Origin of the sequence: Paenibacillus faecis (genome assembly GCF_008084145.1) — a bacterium.
Lineage (GTDB): Bacteria > Bacillota > Bacilli > Paenibacillales > Paenibacillaceae > Fontibacillus > Fontibacillus faecis.
The window spans coordinates 931,396-946,630 of record NZ_VSDO01000002.1 but is presented as its reverse complement, the minus strand read 5'-3'; the positions used below and the strand labels follow the sequence as shown (position 1 = coordinate 946,630).

11 protein-coding genes are annotated in these 15,235 nt (G+C 50.9%); 2 read left to right on the top strand and 9 right to left on the bottom strand.

Annotated features, from left to right (window positions below; all coding sequences use genetic code 11):
* Positions 1–72: 72 nt before the first annotated feature.
* On the top strand, positions 73–1,149 hold the full coding sequence (hydE, locus tag FRY98_RS12225) for a [FeFe] hydrogenase H-cluster radical SAM maturase HydE (RefSeq protein ID WP_148452074.1): 1,077 nt from the start codon (positions 73–75) through the stop codon (positions 1,147–1,149).
* A gap of 100 nt (positions 1,150–1,249) precedes the next feature.
* Positions 1,250–2,665: a [FeFe] hydrogenase H-cluster radical SAM maturase HydG gene (gene hydG / locus FRY98_RS12220; protein WP_249043388.1), complete on the top strand. Its 1,416-nt coding sequence runs from the start codon at positions 1,250–1,252 to the stop codon at positions 2,663–2,665.
* A gap of 88 nt (positions 2,666–2,753) precedes the next feature.
* Here hydG and hydF read toward each other — a convergent pair whose 3' ends face one another.
* From hydF to gyrA, 9 genes are all read right to left on the bottom strand, one after another.
* Positions 2,754–4,013 (bottom strand): [FeFe] hydrogenase H-cluster maturation GTPase HydF, encoded by a 1,260-nt coding sequence (hydF, locus tag FRY98_RS12215; protein ID WP_148452069.1) that lies wholly within the window; start codon positions 4,011–4,013, stop codon positions 2,754–2,756.
* Positions 4,014–4,043: 30 nt separating this feature from the next.
* Positions 4,044–5,450, bottom strand: a complete 1,407-nt coding sequence (locus FRY98_RS12210; protein ID WP_148452709.1) for an aspartate ammonia-lyase — start codon at positions 5,448–5,450, stop codon at positions 4,044–4,046.
* Positions 5,451–5,472: 22 nt separating this feature from the next.
* Positions 5,473–6,513 carry a GTP 3',8-cyclase MoaA gene (moaA, locus tag FRY98_RS12205; RefSeq protein ID WP_420819699.1) on the bottom strand — a complete coding sequence of 347 codons (1,041 nt, stop codon included), beginning with the start codon at positions 6,511–6,513 and terminating at the stop codon, positions 5,473–5,475.
* Between the two features lie 27 nt (positions 6,514–6,540).
* Positions 6,541–7,125 carry a 4Fe-4S dicluster domain-containing protein gene (locus FRY98_RS12200; RefSeq protein ID WP_148452065.1) on the bottom strand — a complete coding sequence of 195 codons (585 nt, stop codon included), beginning with the start codon at positions 7,123–7,125 and terminating at the stop codon, positions 6,541–6,543.
* Complete coding sequence (locus tag FRY98_RS12195; protein ID WP_148452063.1) at positions 7,122–8,519, bottom strand: [FeFe] hydrogenase, group A; 1,398 nt, start codon at positions 8,517–8,519, stop codon at positions 7,122–7,124. The genes FRY98_RS12200 and FRY98_RS12195 overlap by 4 nt, the downstream gene beginning before the upstream one ends.
* A gap of 32 nt (positions 8,520–8,551) precedes the next feature.
* Positions 8,552–9,142 carry a 4Fe-4S dicluster domain-containing protein gene (locus FRY98_RS12190; protein WP_148452061.1) on the bottom strand — a complete coding sequence of 197 codons (591 nt, stop codon included), beginning with the start codon at positions 9,140–9,142 and terminating at the stop codon, positions 8,552–8,554.
* Positions 9,139–11,283, bottom strand: a complete 2,145-nt coding sequence (gene fdhF / locus FRY98_RS12185; protein WP_148452059.1) for a formate dehydrogenase subunit alpha — start codon at positions 11,281–11,283, stop codon at positions 9,139–9,141. Before fdhF ends, FRY98_RS12190 begins: the two co-directional genes overlap by 4 nt.
* Before the next feature lie 133 nt (positions 11,284–11,416).
* Positions 11,417–11,767 (bottom strand): Na-translocating system protein MpsC family protein, encoded by a 351-nt coding sequence (locus tag FRY98_RS12180; protein ID WP_148452057.1) that lies wholly within the window; start codon positions 11,765–11,767, stop codon positions 11,417–11,419.
* A 1,027-nt stretch (positions 11,768–12,794) separates the two neighbouring features.
* Positions 12,795–15,227, bottom strand: a complete 2,433-nt coding sequence (gene gyrA / locus FRY98_RS12175) for a DNA gyrase subunit A (protein ID WP_148452055.1) — start codon at positions 15,225–15,227, stop codon at positions 12,795–12,797.
* Between the last annotated feature and the right edge of the window lie 8 nt (positions 15,228–15,235).

Genomic DNA, 15,235 nt, shown 5'->3' with positions numbered 1-15,235 from the left:
TGTTACAATTTTTCCTAGGAATTAATGTTATTTTTTGGTTATTTGGTTTAATCCTCTCCAAGATAGGGAGTGATGTCAACGGAACAACTGCTGGATCGATTATATGAAGAAGAATCACTGGAAGCTCAAGAGATCATTGCTGTGCTGAGGAATCCGGACCAAAATCTAAAAAAGCGGCTGCATCACCTCGCCCATCTGAAAAGAATGGAACGTTATGGCGACCGTGTATTTTTGCGTGGGCTGATCGAATTCTCCAATATTTGCAAACAGAACTGCCTGTATTGCGGCATACGCTCCGGCAATAAGACAGTCCGCCGCTATCGGCTCCAACCTGAACAAATCTTGGAATGCTGCCGGGAAGGGTATGAGCTAGGTTATCGTACCTTTGTTCTGCAGAGCGGAGAAGACGACTGGTATACCACTGAGAAGCTGGCCGGGCTCATTACACGCATCAAAACACTCTACCCGGATACCGCGGTAACACTGTCGATTGGTGAACGGGATGATGAGACTTACGCTGCACTGCTCGCGGCCGGAGCTGACCGTTACTTGCTGCGCCATGAGACGGCCTCCCGCAAGCTGTACGAAGCCCTGCACCCGACCATGACCTTTGACAGCCGCCGGAATCGGTTGAAGGCGCTCAAGTCCCTCGGCTATCAGGTGGGTGCAGGCTTCATGGTCGGTTTACCAGGACAAACTCCCGGGGATTTGGCTGAAGATCTGCTGTATCTTAAGGCGCTTGAACCGGATATGATCGGCATTGGCCCTTTTTTGCCGCATCAGGCCACACCCTTAAAGGACGAGCCGGCCGGAACCGTTATAAACACACTTGATATGATTGCTCTGGCCCGGCTCTTCGTGCCGAATGCTCTAATCCCTGCCACAACAGCCATGGGAACCGCTCATCCGAACGGCCGGGAACTGGCGTTACAAGCAGGTGCCAATGTGGTCATGCCAAATCTCTCTCCTTTGAATGTACGAGCGCAATATACGCTCTACAATAACAAAATCTGTCTGGGTGACGAATCCGCCCAATGCAGATTTTGCCTGGAACAGCGGATTGAAGCTGCCGGATTCCATGTGGATATGGGCCGGGGAGATAGTCTGAATTATCTATCCCGCACTTCTGCACAGCACGTTCCATTGTAAGGAAGCCACCGAATCAGCCTGTTGTCATCTCGCAATCGAGTTGGAAGAGTTCAAGTCTGCTTGTCAATCTAATAATTAACCCAGAAAGAAGTGGATGTTCGTGAGCCGAGTAAATGAAAGTCGTCCGGCGGATTTCATTCAGGACGAAGAGATCAAAGAAGCGCTGCGATTTGGAGAAACTGCCGGATCGGATCGGGCCAAGGTGTCCGCAATTCTTGAGAAGGCCAGACAATGCAAAGGGCTGACCTCACAAGAAGCAGCTGTCCTTTTAAATGTGGAAGATCAGGAAACACTCCATGAGATTTATCAGGTATCCAGAGACATCAAGGAACGAATCTACGGCAACCGGATTGTATTGTTCGCACCACTCTATGTCAGCAACTATTGTGTCAATAATTGCGTATACTGCGGTTACAAACATTCCAATTCAGAATTCACACGCAGCCGCTTAACCTTAGATGAAATTGCCCAGGAAGTTACCGTTTTGCAGTCTCTGGGACACAAACGGCTTGTTCTGGAAGCGGGAGAGGATCCCCGCAATTGTTCCATCGATTATATTCTCGACTGCATAAAGACCATTTACGATACGAAGCTGGACAATGGCAGTATCCGTCGGATCAATGTCAATATCGCTGCAACAACAATCGATGACTATATCAAGCTGGCTGAGGCGGGAATTGGAACTTATATTTTATTTCAGGAGACTTATCATAGACCTAGTTACAAGCAATACCATCCGCAAGGACCCAAAAGTGATTATGATTGGCATACGACCGCCATGGATAGGGCCGTGAAAGCGGGTATCGAGGATGTTGGTATCGGTGTCCTGTATGGACTCTATGATTATAAATATGAAACGATAGCCATGTTAAAACATGCCGAGCATCTGGAACAGGCCTATGGCTGCGGACCGCATACGATTTCCGTCCCCCGCCTGCGCGAAGCGGAGAATGTGAATCTGGACAATTACCCTTTCTTGGTCAGCGATTCGGATTTCGCCAAAATCGTCGCCGTTCTGCGAATAGCCGTTCCCTATACAGGAATGATACTCTCTACACGCGAAGACGCTGAATTTCGTGATCAGATAATTAAACTGGGCATTTCCCAGATCAGCGCAGGCTCCGCCACGGGTGTTGGCGCATACAGTGTGAACAGAGATAAAGATGACAAACCGCAATTCATGGTAGGCGATCACCGCTCCCCTATGGAAATTATCAAAAGTCTCTGCCGGGACGGGTATGTGCCGAGTTACTGCACCGCCTGTTACCGGGAAGGCCGCACGGGAGACCGTTTCATGCAGCTGGCAAAATCCGGCCAAATCCATAATGTCTGTCAGCCGAACTCCCTGATGACGTTTCAGGAATACCTGCTGGATTACGCCGATGAGGAGATGCGGGCCATTGGGGAGCAGACGATTCATGACAATCTGGAGCGCATCCCCAAGGAATCGGTCAAAAAAGCGACCCTAAAGCAACTTCAGCGTATCCGTAACGGCGAACGAGATCTACGGTTTTAGGCTGCACCCAATGTACGCTGTCACAAAAAGGGGGTGTTCCAGCAGCCATTCAGATGGCTTTTGGAACACCCCCGCTTTAATATAAGCATTAATGGTATAACCCCTCCTCCCAGGCCAGCATTGCAGACGGAAACATTTCGATGGCTCTTGGGAACACCCCCTGCACGTAGGCAATAAATACACCATAATTCACAATTGGAACACCCGCATGTTCCGCCTCTTCAAGCCTTCCCAGCATCGCCCTGCGGTTCAACATACATGCTCCGCAGTGAATGATCAGTGAATAACCACCGAGTCCTGCAGGGAAATCGCTGCCTGCGGCATGTTCAATTTGAAGCTGCCTGCCTGTCAGTTCCCGCAGCCAGCGGGGAATCTTCACGGAAGCAATATCATCGGATTGCCGGTGATGCGTGCAGGCTTCCGCAATGAGCACCCGGTCTCCGTCCTGCAGACGACCAATAGCGCGAACCCCGCGTACAAGCTGAGGAAGATCCCCCTTATATCTAGCAAACAATATGGAAAAGGACGTGAGCGGGACATCCTTTGGGGTATCTGCCTGAACCTTAAGAAATGCCTGTGAATCTGTAATGACCACATTGGGCTTGCGCCCCAGCATCTTGAGCGTGTGTCCAAGCTCCTGTTCCTTGGTGACAACAGCAACTGCATCACATTCCATGATGTCACGAATGGTCTGCTGCTGGGGCAGAATCAGTCTTCCTTTAGGTGCTGCCTTATCGATCGGCACTACCAGAACAGCCAAGTCTCCGGGATTCAGCAGGTCTCCCACTAGCCGGAACCGGTCTTCATCCCTCGGCAGCTCCCGAACGATTGCAGCTTTTAGATCCTTGATCCCAGTATTCCTGAGCGCACTGAATAACATTGGCTTCAAATGAAGCTGTTCTTCTACCTTTGCCGCCACTACAGTGGGTTCCTCACCGTCACCATGCTCTTCGAGCAAGTCTACTTTGTTCAAAAGTAGAATGACCGAAATCTTCTTGACAGACAGGTTCTGTAAAAGATTGTGCTCAAATTCGCCTACTCCTTGGACAGCATCTATCACCAGCAGCGCCAGATCGGTTTTGCTCAGAACCTGATTTGTTTTGCGAATCCGCTGTTCACCCAAACTTCCGCTATCATCCAATCCGGCGGTATCAATGAGCACTACCGGTCCCACCGGCAACAGCTCCATCGGTTGATAAACCGGATCTGTCGTTGTCCCGCTTACCGGAGAAACAATGGACGTCTCCTGACCGCCTAAAGCGTTAATCACACTGGATTTGCCGGCATTACGCCTTCCAAAGACTGCAATGTGCATTCGTTCTCCACGCGGGGTATCATTTAAGCTCATAACATGCGCTCCTTCGTTATCCTAGAACCTTTATAAATCACTCGATCTTCCAGGGATGCCTGGTTTGGTAACCTGCAGCGGGTGCAGAATGGCATCGATCTGCTTTTTCGTCATCAGTCCTTGTTCCAGCAAAATCTCCTTTAACGGCCGGTCCGAGGCCGCCGCAGACTTAGCCAGTTCAGCTGCGGCGTCATAACCCAGATACGTCACCGCTGCGGCAGCCATGACGCCGGAGCGTTCCAAATGCTCGAGACAATGCGCAGTATCGACTTTCAACCCACGCACGCATCGCTCATGAAAGAGCCGTACAGCCTCAGTAAGAATTTCAAGAGATTCAAGCAGAGATTCTGCGATTAAAGGAGCAAAGGCATTCAGCTCCAGCTGTCCGCTGGCCGCCGCCAAAGTGACTGCTGTATCATTGGAGATCACCTTCATAGCGACTGACCCGGCCATCTCTGCGATGACCGGGTTCATTTTACCGGGCAGGATCGAAGAACCCACCTGCATGGGCGGCAGGATGTATTCTGCAATTCCGCCGGAGGGCCCGGAATTAAGCAGCCGGAAATCGCCAGATATCTTCAGCAAGTTCACCGCAGCAGCTTTGAGCAAACCTGAAACTTCCACAAATACATCCATATTCTGTGTGCCATCCATCGGAAAATCGCTGCGGCACAGCCCCATTCCGGATAGTTCCCGCAGCTCTTCTGCAATGGCATAAATATAAGCAAGGGGGGCATTCATTCCTGTGCCCACTGCCGTTCCTCCAAGGTTAATCTCCCGAAGCCGTTCCTCCGCCTTGTACAGCCGCCACCTGTCCCGTGCAATCGCTTTGGCATAAGCACCAAAGCTTTGTCCGGCCATGATGGGCAGTGCGTCCATGAGTTCCGTCCGTCCTAACCTTAACACATCGGCGTATTCCCGCTCCTTCTCCTGCAATGCCTCCTGAAGAGAGGCAAACTCTTCACTAAGCGAGCGAAGCAGCGGAATCATCGCAATTCGCATGGCAGTGGGATACACGTCATTGGTAGATTGATAGAGATTCACATGATCTATCGGATGGACCAGCCGGTAATCCCCCTTATGTCCACCAAGTTTCTCGATGGCCAGATTGGCTATCACCTCGTTAACGTTCATGTTCGTACTCGTTCCCGCTCCGCCCTGATACGCATCCACAATAAAGTGTTGATCCATCTGGCCTTGCAGAAGTTCATCGCAAGCGGATAAAATACCCGATGCCACCTGTTCGGAAATATTCCCTTGCCTGCCATTTACTTTGGCTGCCGCTTTCTTCACCATTACAATGGCCCGCGTGATCCGCGGATTCACCGGCCGACCGCTGACCGTAAAATTATCCCGGGCCCTTACCGCGTGAATTCCATAATAAGCCCCACTAGGAACCGTTTCACTCCCTAGAGCATCCGATTCCACCCGAAACATTGGATCGTCGTTCAATTGTTTTTCACCCCCCAATTTGCGACATCAGGCGCATTGTGGCCTTCAAGGGTGGCTTGCTACCCGGTTGGTCCATCATAAGATGCTGGCCAGGTTTGGCTTCCAAGGCGCGCAGAAACAATTGCTTCAGCAGCTCTGATTGAGCGATGTAAGGCCGGATATACAGCTCTTCGTTCCAGAAGAGGCACGGCTTAACGTGACCGTTTGCTGTAATACGCAGCCGGTTACATGAATTACAGAAATGCTGGCTGACCGGATGAATCAAGCCAAATTTCCCTGCCGCACCTTGGATGCGAAAATAATGGGCCGGGCCGGAATCTGCTGCTTTTTCAGTCGGCCCATCAGTTGTCCTACCCGAGTCTGGACCTGCTTCAAGACTAAAACCAGCCTTGACACAGCGCTCCAGTATTCCATCCAAAGGCATATACCCCGCTTCCCATCCGTTGATATCATGACCCATGGGCATATATTCAATAAAGCGGACGTGCAGCGGATATTTCTGAGTCAGCTGCAGAAAGGATTCAATTTCATCATCGTTTACACCTTTCATCAAGACCATATTCAGCTTCAGTATCTCGAAGCCAGCCTTAAAACCAGCTGCTAAAGCATGCAGCACCTTGCTGACATCGCCGCCCCCAGTGATTCTGGAATAGCGTTCTGGAATTAGAGAATCCAGGCTGACGTTGAGATCTGTAAGCCCGGCATCACGCAGCTTCTGCACTTTGGGGGCGAGCAGCAGTCCATTCGTGGTGAGACCGACACGTTCGATCCCGGAGATGGCCCTTAACCTGGCAACCAGTTCTTCCAGGTTCGGACGCATCAACGGTTCTCCTCCGGTAAGACGCACCTTGGTTACCCCCATCTCAGCGAGTACACTTACGATCCGTTCAATCTCGTCAAAGGTAAGCGGATTATCCTCCACAGCCTTTTCTACTCTGCCCGGATTGCAATACTGACAGCCCAAGTTGCAGCGCTCAGTAACGGAGATACGTACATAATTATGCAAACGACCAAAGGGATCGACCAAGATATCGGACAAACGCTCCACCTTGCTTTCTGCGTTATAGTGACTGAATTAGAGACGCGAAAAACCGCCGAACTGCAGTAATGACTGCGCACTGGCCAGTCTTTTCCGGGAAATGGAGTCCTCAATCTGGCTTGGTACAATGAATTGGAGTGCATTGGTGGGGCATACCCGCACGCATTCCGGGCCCTTTCCGCTGTCTTCACACAAATCACATTTGTTCGCCACAATTCTCTCCTTGCTCCTCCATGCACCCGCTGTATTGGAACGAAGCCCGGATTGAAGTTGCTTTTGGCCACCTTTATGTGCCGGAACCATTGTAATCGCCCCATAAGGACATACCAGCATACAGGTCTTGCAACCAATACAGCTATCCTGATTGATGAAAATGCTGTTGTCTTTGCTCGTAATGGAGCCATTCGGGCACACATTGGCACAAGGAGCATCCTCGCAATGTCTGCACTGCACCGGTGCGGTAACTTCGTCGGTCTCGACGACTGTCAACCGGGGATAGAAGTCGGCCCCGCTCTCATCTTGAAGAAACATATTATTCCCGGCATGGGCAACTACGCAGGCCACTTCACAAGTATGGCAACCTATACATTTATCGGGATCGGCAATGACAAACCGGTTCATGACATCTCCTCCTTAAAACTTCTGTCAACAAATTTGGTATGCAGCAAATGATGTGAAGTATGGCCTAACGGTTCACCTAAGAAGTCCTTATACAATTTGATAATATCTGGATTCTCATGAGATTTGCGGACCTTCTGATGAGAGTCGTGGCGGTAAAGGGCGCTCTTTCTGGCCTGATAAGCCATTTTCCGTTGCGTTTCCAACAGGAGCTTGGGCTGTCCGCCGCCGCTGACACAGCCTTCGGGACAAGCCATCACTTCAATGAAATGATACGGGCAGGTGCCCTCTGCAACTTTTGCCAAAACAGCATCCACATATTTCAGTCCTGCAACTACTGCCACTTTGAGCTCCAATTCGCCAATCTGAACTTCTGCCGTCCGTATGCCTTCCTCTCCCCTGACAAAATCCAATTGCAGATTGGGAATCTGCTCATGGGTGATCAGTTCATACCCCGTTCGTATCGCCGCTTCCATCACACCGCCTGTGGCACCGAAGATTGAGCCTGCTCCTGAGTATTTGCCCAGCGGTGAATCAAACGGCTCGTCGGGAAGATGAATGAAATCGATGCCTTGATCCTTGATTAAGCTGGCCAGTTCCCTTGTAGTAATAACGAGATCCACTTCACGGTAACCATCCACACTCATTTCTTCTCTGCTGCATTCAAATTTTTTACAGGTACAGGGCATAACCGCGACGCTGAAAATATCCGAAGGTGCAATTCCATCCAGCTGCGCTCCGTAGGTCTTGAACAAGGCTCCAGCCATTTGCATCGGGGACTTGCAGCTGGACAAATGTTCCAGCAGCTCCGGTGCTGCCGTCTCCGCATACTTCACCCAAGCCGGGCAGCAGGAGGTGAACATGGGCAGCCGCTCTCCTGACATCACTCTGCCAATCAGCTCTGAGCCCTCTTCCATAATCGTCACGTCCGCAGCAAAATTTGTATCATAAATCCGGTCAAACTTAAGCCGTCTCAGCGCCGCCGCCATTTTCCCCGGGGTTAAAGTGCCGAAGGGCAGCCCAAACTCCTCCGCCAAAGATACTCGGATCGCAGGAGCGCACTGCACCACCTTGAACCGTTTCGGATCAGCCAGAACAGCTTTTACCTTTTGGATATCCCCTGACGAATAAGCAGCAAACAAAGGCTCACGCACGTTAGGGAGCTGCCCTCTTTCCTGTAACTTTACCGCACGTGAGGCTGTCGTCGACTCGTTGTCCGCAGCATAAGCGGTACAAATCTGCACACACTGTCCACAAACGACGCAGCGATGAGCATCAATCGTCTGCGGGTGGCCTGGTTCGCCGATAATGGCACCCACAGGACATACTGCCGCACAACGTCTGCAGCCGGTACATAATTGTTCGTCAATATGAATGATTGGATCCTTATACGACATAGTGCAACCTTCTTTTCTGAATTGAAGTGGTGTTACAGTCGCATAGCTGCTGCTGTTCGTGACCTGGATACACTGGTATCCGGATGAACCAATGACAGCGCCCCTACCGGACAGACCTCTACACAAGCCGGAACGTTTCCCATAGCTCCGTCCTTATGGTCCCTGGTCCGGCATAAATCACATTTATAGGCGATCACTTTGGCGCTACGTACCATCGCGTTATGCTGCCGTTCCTTCAGTTGAATCTGCGGGACTACCTTGCCGTTGCTGAATGCTTTGTTCAGACTGATAGCTCCAAACGGACAAGCCATGGCACAGCCTTTGCAGCCTATGCAGCTCTCTTCATGAATAACCATTGTCCCCTCTTCCCGCCGGATCGCCTGAACCGGACAGGCTTCCGCACAAGGCGCATTCTCGCACTGGCGGCATTGTACCGGCAGTGTGAAGCTCTCTGTTCGAACGACATGCAGGCGGGGAATAACCGGTACCGTAACAGTACCCACAGCCGCCACAACCCCATTGTGATCGTTATGAACTGCGAAACATGCCAGTTCACACGCCTTGCAGCCTATGCATTTGCCCGCTTCGGCAATGACAAACGGACTCGGCAGTACATTATTCATACCGGTCTCGCCTCCACATGCATCTGTGCTCTGAGCGCCTCATATTCCTGTTGAACCTGTTGTTCCGCGCGCAGTTGATCTGCAATTTTCTCGATGCGGATCGCACAATACTTGTATTCCGGAGTTTTGGAGACCGGATCCAGATAATCACCCGTCAGCTCATTGCAGGCCCCAATCCAGAAATGGTAGGTCATATAGGTGGCTCCGGTTTTGACACGGTTGCTGATCTGTGCCCGGGCTAACACTCTGCCTCGGCGGGATACAACATGAACAAGCTGGCCGTCTTCAATCCCTAAGCTAGATGCGTCCGCCTGACTCATCTGGATGAAACCAGGCTCATCCGAAAGTTGACTGAGGGCACGGCAGTTGCCGGTCATCGTCCTAACCGAATAATGCCCTACCTCACGCACTGTGGACAAGGACAACGGATATTCCTGATCCGGCTGCTCTTGCGGTGCCCTCCATTCAGAGGCAAACAGCTGTCCTTTGCCGCTGGAAGTGGTAAACCGGTTCCCTTCATATAAATACGGTGTGCCCGGATGATCTTCTGACGGACAAGGCCACTGAACACTGCCCTGTTCTTCCATCTTCCGATAACTGGCTCCGGCAAACGACGGGGTGAGCCCCCTCATTTCATCCCATATTTCTTCCGTGTTCCGGTAGGACATCGGATAGCCCATCGCCGTGGCAAGCTCGCTGATAATTTGCCAATCGGGCTTTGCTTCACCGGGCGGCTCGATCGCCTTTCTAATCTGCTGGAATCCACGGTCGGCTGAAGAGTAGACCCCGTCATGCTCACCCCAGGAGGTAGCCGGAAAAATCACATCGGCATGCAGGGCCGTCTTGTTCATGAAGATGTCCTGGACAATTACAAATTCCAATTTATCCAGAGTCTCTCTCACTTCTGATGCATTCGGATCGCTCTGCACCGGATCTTCGCCAAAAATATAATAGGCTTTCACCTTGTCTTCCTTTAGAACGAGATGAGGAATCTCGGTAATCCGATACCCGACTTTGCGAGGTAAAGACACTCCCCAGGCCTTTTCAAATTTTTTACGGATCTTGTCATCCGTAACAGACTGGTATCCCGGATAGACATTTGGCAACGCCCCCATATCGCAGGAACCCTGTACATTATTTTGGCCGCGGACCGGACCAATCCCGACGCCAGGTCTGCCTAAGTTACCGGTCAGAAGCGCCAGGGAAGCCAGACCCTTTACAACGTCCACGGCTTGGGCAAATTGACATACCCCCATACCGTACAGGATCATCGCCTTGTTGGCACTCGCATATTGCCGCATTACTTTGCGGATTTCGGCCGCCTGCACTCCTGTAATGCTCTCCGCATATTCAGGTGTATATTTCTGTACAGTGGCTTTATATTCCGCAAAACCTTCCACATATTTCTCAACATACTGCTTGTCGTATAACTCCTCAGCAATTAACACATGACCAAAGGCATTAACAAGCGCCATGTTCGTACCGCCTTTAAGGGGCAGCCAAGTATCTGCAATGCGGGCCGACTCCGTCTTGCGGGGATCGATTACGATGATCGTTGCGCCCTTCTGTTTCGCACGCACAATTCTTCTCGCCACAATGGGATGGGTAACCGCTGCATTGTATCCAAAAATAAACAACAGATCCGTGTCCTCAATTTCAGGAATTGAATTGGACATTGCGCCATCCCCTAGCGAATAGGTAAGCCCAGCTACGGACGGCCCGTGACATACCCTAGCGCAATGGTCAACATTATTGGTTCCGATAACAGCGCGCATAAATTTTTGCATGACATAATTGGCTTCATTTCCCGGGCCACGGGCTGAACCGGTTCCCATGATTGCATCCGGTCCGTACTTTTCCTTGATTGCTGTTAGTTTTTCGGCTGTATACTGAATGGCTTCTTCCCAGGATACCTCTGCCAGTGTCCCTGATTTACGAATCATCGGCTTGCGGATACGGGCGGTAAGAATCTGCGGATCATTCAGGAAATCCCATCCATAATGACCCTTAAGGCACAGATTCCCTTCGTTCGTTCTTCCATCCGCTGGTTCAGCGCCTACGATTTTCCCCTCTTCAACAATTAAATTCATCTGACAACCACTTCCACAATACGGACATACAGTCAGCACTTTATTCTCCATAGTTCCTCACCTCTCCTTGTGATTTTTTGCACAATTATAGCAATAAAAAAATAAGCCAATACAAGGTATAATCAGAAATACACAATGTACTGGCTTATTAAAAAGCTAAGGAGCAAAAGTCCATTCTCTCTAATCAAACCGATTTATTCAATTGAATAATAATTGCCCTATCCCCTGGATTCCGGTCTTCGATCTTCCAGGTATATGTAAAGGGGCTGCCAAGCGTTTCTTCGATTTCTGCCATAAACTCTCTCTCCAAATAAGGCTTCAGCACCTTCCAGTATTCTGTAACTAAGTGTACCGCACCTTCTTTGAGCAAAATTTCAGATAAACTGGAGAGAATTCCACGAATCTCTATAATGATTAAGGAGTCATCCTCCATCCTAACCTTTACATTCTCCGGACCTTTGCCGCGATAATGCTTCACAATCTTAACGGCAAGTCTTCGCACCTTCTCCTGGCATTCAAAAACAGTCTCTGACATCACTACATCCCAGCCTCAACATCCCTATTATGGTAATTTATTTAATTAATTACATGTTAAACCTACCCCATAAAGATTGTCAAACCACAAAAAAGGTCAAATCCTTTCATTTCAACGTGATTTCATCCACTTCTTACATGATATCCATAATTTCCTAAAATGCTTGTTCAATCTAACGATATTTGAAAAAGAGCAGCAGAGGTCTAAATTCCGCTTTTCCTGCCGGATTCAGGACCTTTACCCCTCTTTGCTAGCTACCTTATCTAAGTTCTACACATTTTAACCATATTTAATTGAATGACTCCATTTCGTTCCCCCGTACAACTAAGGAAAATTCGTCAATATACAGATCTCTTAAGTTAATTTGAACGATTTCTGATAGCTTCAATTTATCAAAATATCATCCGGATTTAGGTATTCTGACCAGACTTAAGAATGCCAATGCAGCGGCTTCTAGATGCTGAAAATCATTCATCTTGCATTTCGGTTCACTACATTTTTTACTGGTTCACGACTTTTTTTATCATCTAACACCATGAGACATCGTAGCAGGAGAAAATGAGAACCCCGCTGCGTCAATTATAAATTGGAGTGAGTGAAATACTCGAAAAGTACGCAGCCTCAAGCCCACAGAGATCCAAATCCGCATTAAGCCCACTGCATCAAGGTGCCTAGTGCACTTCCAACACCAAAAGATGCAAATCTGCAGGAATTTAGGCCGATTCCCGAGGGGATGCAAAAAAACATGCAAATCTGCAGGTATTTCTAGCGATTTTAGAGAAACGAGCCTACTTCGACGAAAATTCCTGCAGAATCGCAGGAATTTTGAAATTTTTGCTCCGAACAGGAAAAAAACATGCAGATTTGCAGGAATTCTTCTTAGTCAAGCTTGCCTGACCGGGCACCTAGTATGCAAATCAATAGTTCAAACTATATAGATCGCCTCTCTACAGCCGCATACGCATCAAAGTAAAAAAGCTCCGCCCGGCGGCGATTTCCACCGCCGCCGGGCGAAGCTTCCAAATCTCTATTTTTCGAGCAGATCGACCAATTCGTCTTTCTTATCCACGGGTACCAGCTGCTTTCCGATGGATTTCCGGTCCGCCAGCGGCGCATCCTCGGAGCTGAACGAATGCAGCGTTCCCTCTTTCGTCACCGCGAGGAGCTCCAGCGGCTCCTTGCTGTGAAATCCGCCGGCCAGCCGGGTGCCGTTCGGCTTGACCCGCTTGCCTTCCTTGAATTCGAACGTCTGCACGCCTTTGCCCCCCCGGCTCTGTACCGGGTAATCGAGCAGCAGCGTCCGTTTGCCGTAACCGAGATCGGAGACGACCAGGATCTCCCCTTCTTCGCCTTCCACCCACAGGGCGGCAACGACTTCGTCCTCGTCCTTTAACTGAATGCCCTTAACGCCTGCCGACACGCGGCCCATCGCGTTCACTTCATTTTCGGCAAAACGGATCGCCATCCCCTGTTTCGTCACGAGCAGAATATCCTGCCGGTTATGGCTCAGCTTGACGCCGATGATCTCATCGCCGTCCGCCACTTTACAGGCCGCCACGGCACCGGACCGCTTCGTTTCGTAATCCTTCAGGTCCGTCCGTTTGACCTGGCCGCGCTTCGTCACGAACACCAGGCTCTCGCCGGGGGCGTCAAAACTCTTGACGGGAATGACGCTGACGATTCTGTCCTCTTTGGCCATCGGAATGACATTAACGATCGCCGTTCCGTTCTCCTTCCATTTGAACTCCGGAATCTGGTGCACCGGCAGGAGGAAGTATTGGCCGCGCTGCGTAAAGATCAGCAGATTCTGCAGCGTATCCACGTCAAACACTTGGCGGATATAGTCGCCTTCCTTGACTCCCGAACTGTCCCTTTCCCCGCCGGAACGGGTAAATGACAGCATGCTTGTCCGCTTGATATATCCTTCATGGGAGAGCGTAACGAGGACCTCTTCCTGGGCGACGAGCACCTCCAGGTTGACCTTGAGTTCCTCCACCTCGCCCTGAATCTCGGAACGCCGGTCAACGCCGTACTTGTCACGGATTTCGGTCAGTTCCTTGCGGATGACGGCGATCAATTTTTTGTCGCTCTCCAAAATACCGCGCAGCGTGGCGATTTTCTTCCGGATATCCTCCAGCTCTTTTTGCAGGGACGTGATCTCCAGGTTCGTTAAACGGTACAGCTGCAGCGTCAGAATCGAATCGGCCTGGCGTTCGGTGAATCCGAACATCCACTGCAGGTTGTTCTGGGCGTCCTGGCGGTTTTTCGACGCTTTGATGGCGGCGATCACCTCGTCCAGAATGTTCAGCGCCTTGACCAACCCTTCCAGGACATGGGCCCGGTCCTCCAGCTTTTCCAGTTCAAATTGGGTCCGGAAAGTCACGACTTCCCGCTGGTGCGCGATGTAGGCGTCGATCATTTGCTTTAAACCCAACTGGCGGGGCGCCTTGTTGACGATCGCGACCATGTTGAAGTTGTAATTGACCTGCAGGTCCGTCTTCTTGAGCAAATAAGCGAGGATCCCTTGCGCATCGGCGTCCTTCTTCAGCTCGACGACGATGCGGAGCCCGTTCCGGCCGCTCTCGTCACGAACCTCGGCAATCCCGTCCACTTTCTTCTCCAGCCGGATATTCTCCATCGCCGTTACCAGCCTCGATTTCACGACCTGATACGGGATCTCCGTGATTACGATTTGCTGCTTGCCGCCGCGAAGGGTTTCGATCTCGGTCTTGGAGCGGATGTAGATCCTGCCTCTCCCGGTTTCATAAGCTTCGCGGATCCCCTCTTCGCCCATAATGATCCCGCCGGTCGGAAAATCCGGCCCCTTCACATAGGTCCGGATTTGCTCCATCGGCAGATCGGGCTTCTCCATCACAGCGATGCAGGCGTCGATGACTTCCCGCAAGTTGTGCGGCGGAATCTCCGTGGCAAAACCGGCGGAAATCCCGCTGACCCCGTTGACCAACAGGTTGGGAAAACGTGAAGGCAGGACGACCGGTTCCATCGCGGTATTGTCAAAGTTATCCTTGAACGGGACGGTCCGCTTCTCGATATCGCGGAGCAGTTCCATGGCGATCGGCGACAAGCGGGCCTCCGTGTACCGCATAGCGGCGGCCGGATCGTCGTCCTGTGAGCCCCAATTGCCATGACCGTCCACCAGGACATGTCCCATTTTCCACGGCTGGGCCATCCGCACCATGCCTTCATAGATGGAAGAGTCCCCGTGCGGATGATAGTTCCCCATGACGTCCCCGACCGTTTTGGCGGATTTGCGGTAGGGTTTATCCGGCGTATTCCCCGAATCGTACATCGCGTACAGGATCCGGCGCTGCACCGGCTTTAATCCGTCGCGTACATCGGGAATCGCCCGGTCTTGAATAATATATTTGGAATACCGCCCAAAGCGGTCGCCGACGACTTCCTCGAGGAAGGCCGGCAGAAAATTTTCCAATGAACTCAACTCATGTC

Coding starts and splice junctions, on each gene's coding strand:
- hydE (WP_148452074.1), top strand. CDS start 73: ATGTCAACGGAACAACTGCTGGATCGATTATATGAAGAAGAATCACTG.
- hydF (WP_148452069.1), bottom strand. CDS start 4,013: ATGAGCTTAAATGATACCCCGCGTGGAGAACGAATGCACATTGCAGTC.
- FRY98_RS12210 (WP_148452709.1), bottom strand. CDS start 5,450: ATGTTTCGGGTGGAATCGGATGCTCTAGGGAGTGAAACGGTTCCTAGT.
- FRY98_RS12200 (WP_148452065.1), bottom strand. CDS start 7,125: ATGAACCGGTTTGTCATTGCCGATCCCGATAAATGTATAGGTTGCCAT.
- FRY98_RS12195 (WP_148452063.1), bottom strand. CDS start 8,519: ATGTCGTATAAGGATCCAATCATTCATATTGACGAACAATTATGTACC.
- FRY98_RS12190 (WP_148452061.1), bottom strand. CDS start 9,142: ATGAATAATGTACTGCCGAGTCCGTTTGTCATTGCCGAAGCGGGCAAA.
- fdhF (WP_148452059.1), bottom strand. CDS start 11,283: ATGGAGAATAAAGTGCTGACTGTATGTCCGTATTGTGGAAGTGGTTGT.
- FRY98_RS12180 (WP_148452057.1), bottom strand. CDS start 11,767: ATGTCAGAGACTGTTTTTGAATGCCAGGAGAAGGTGCGAAGACTTGCC.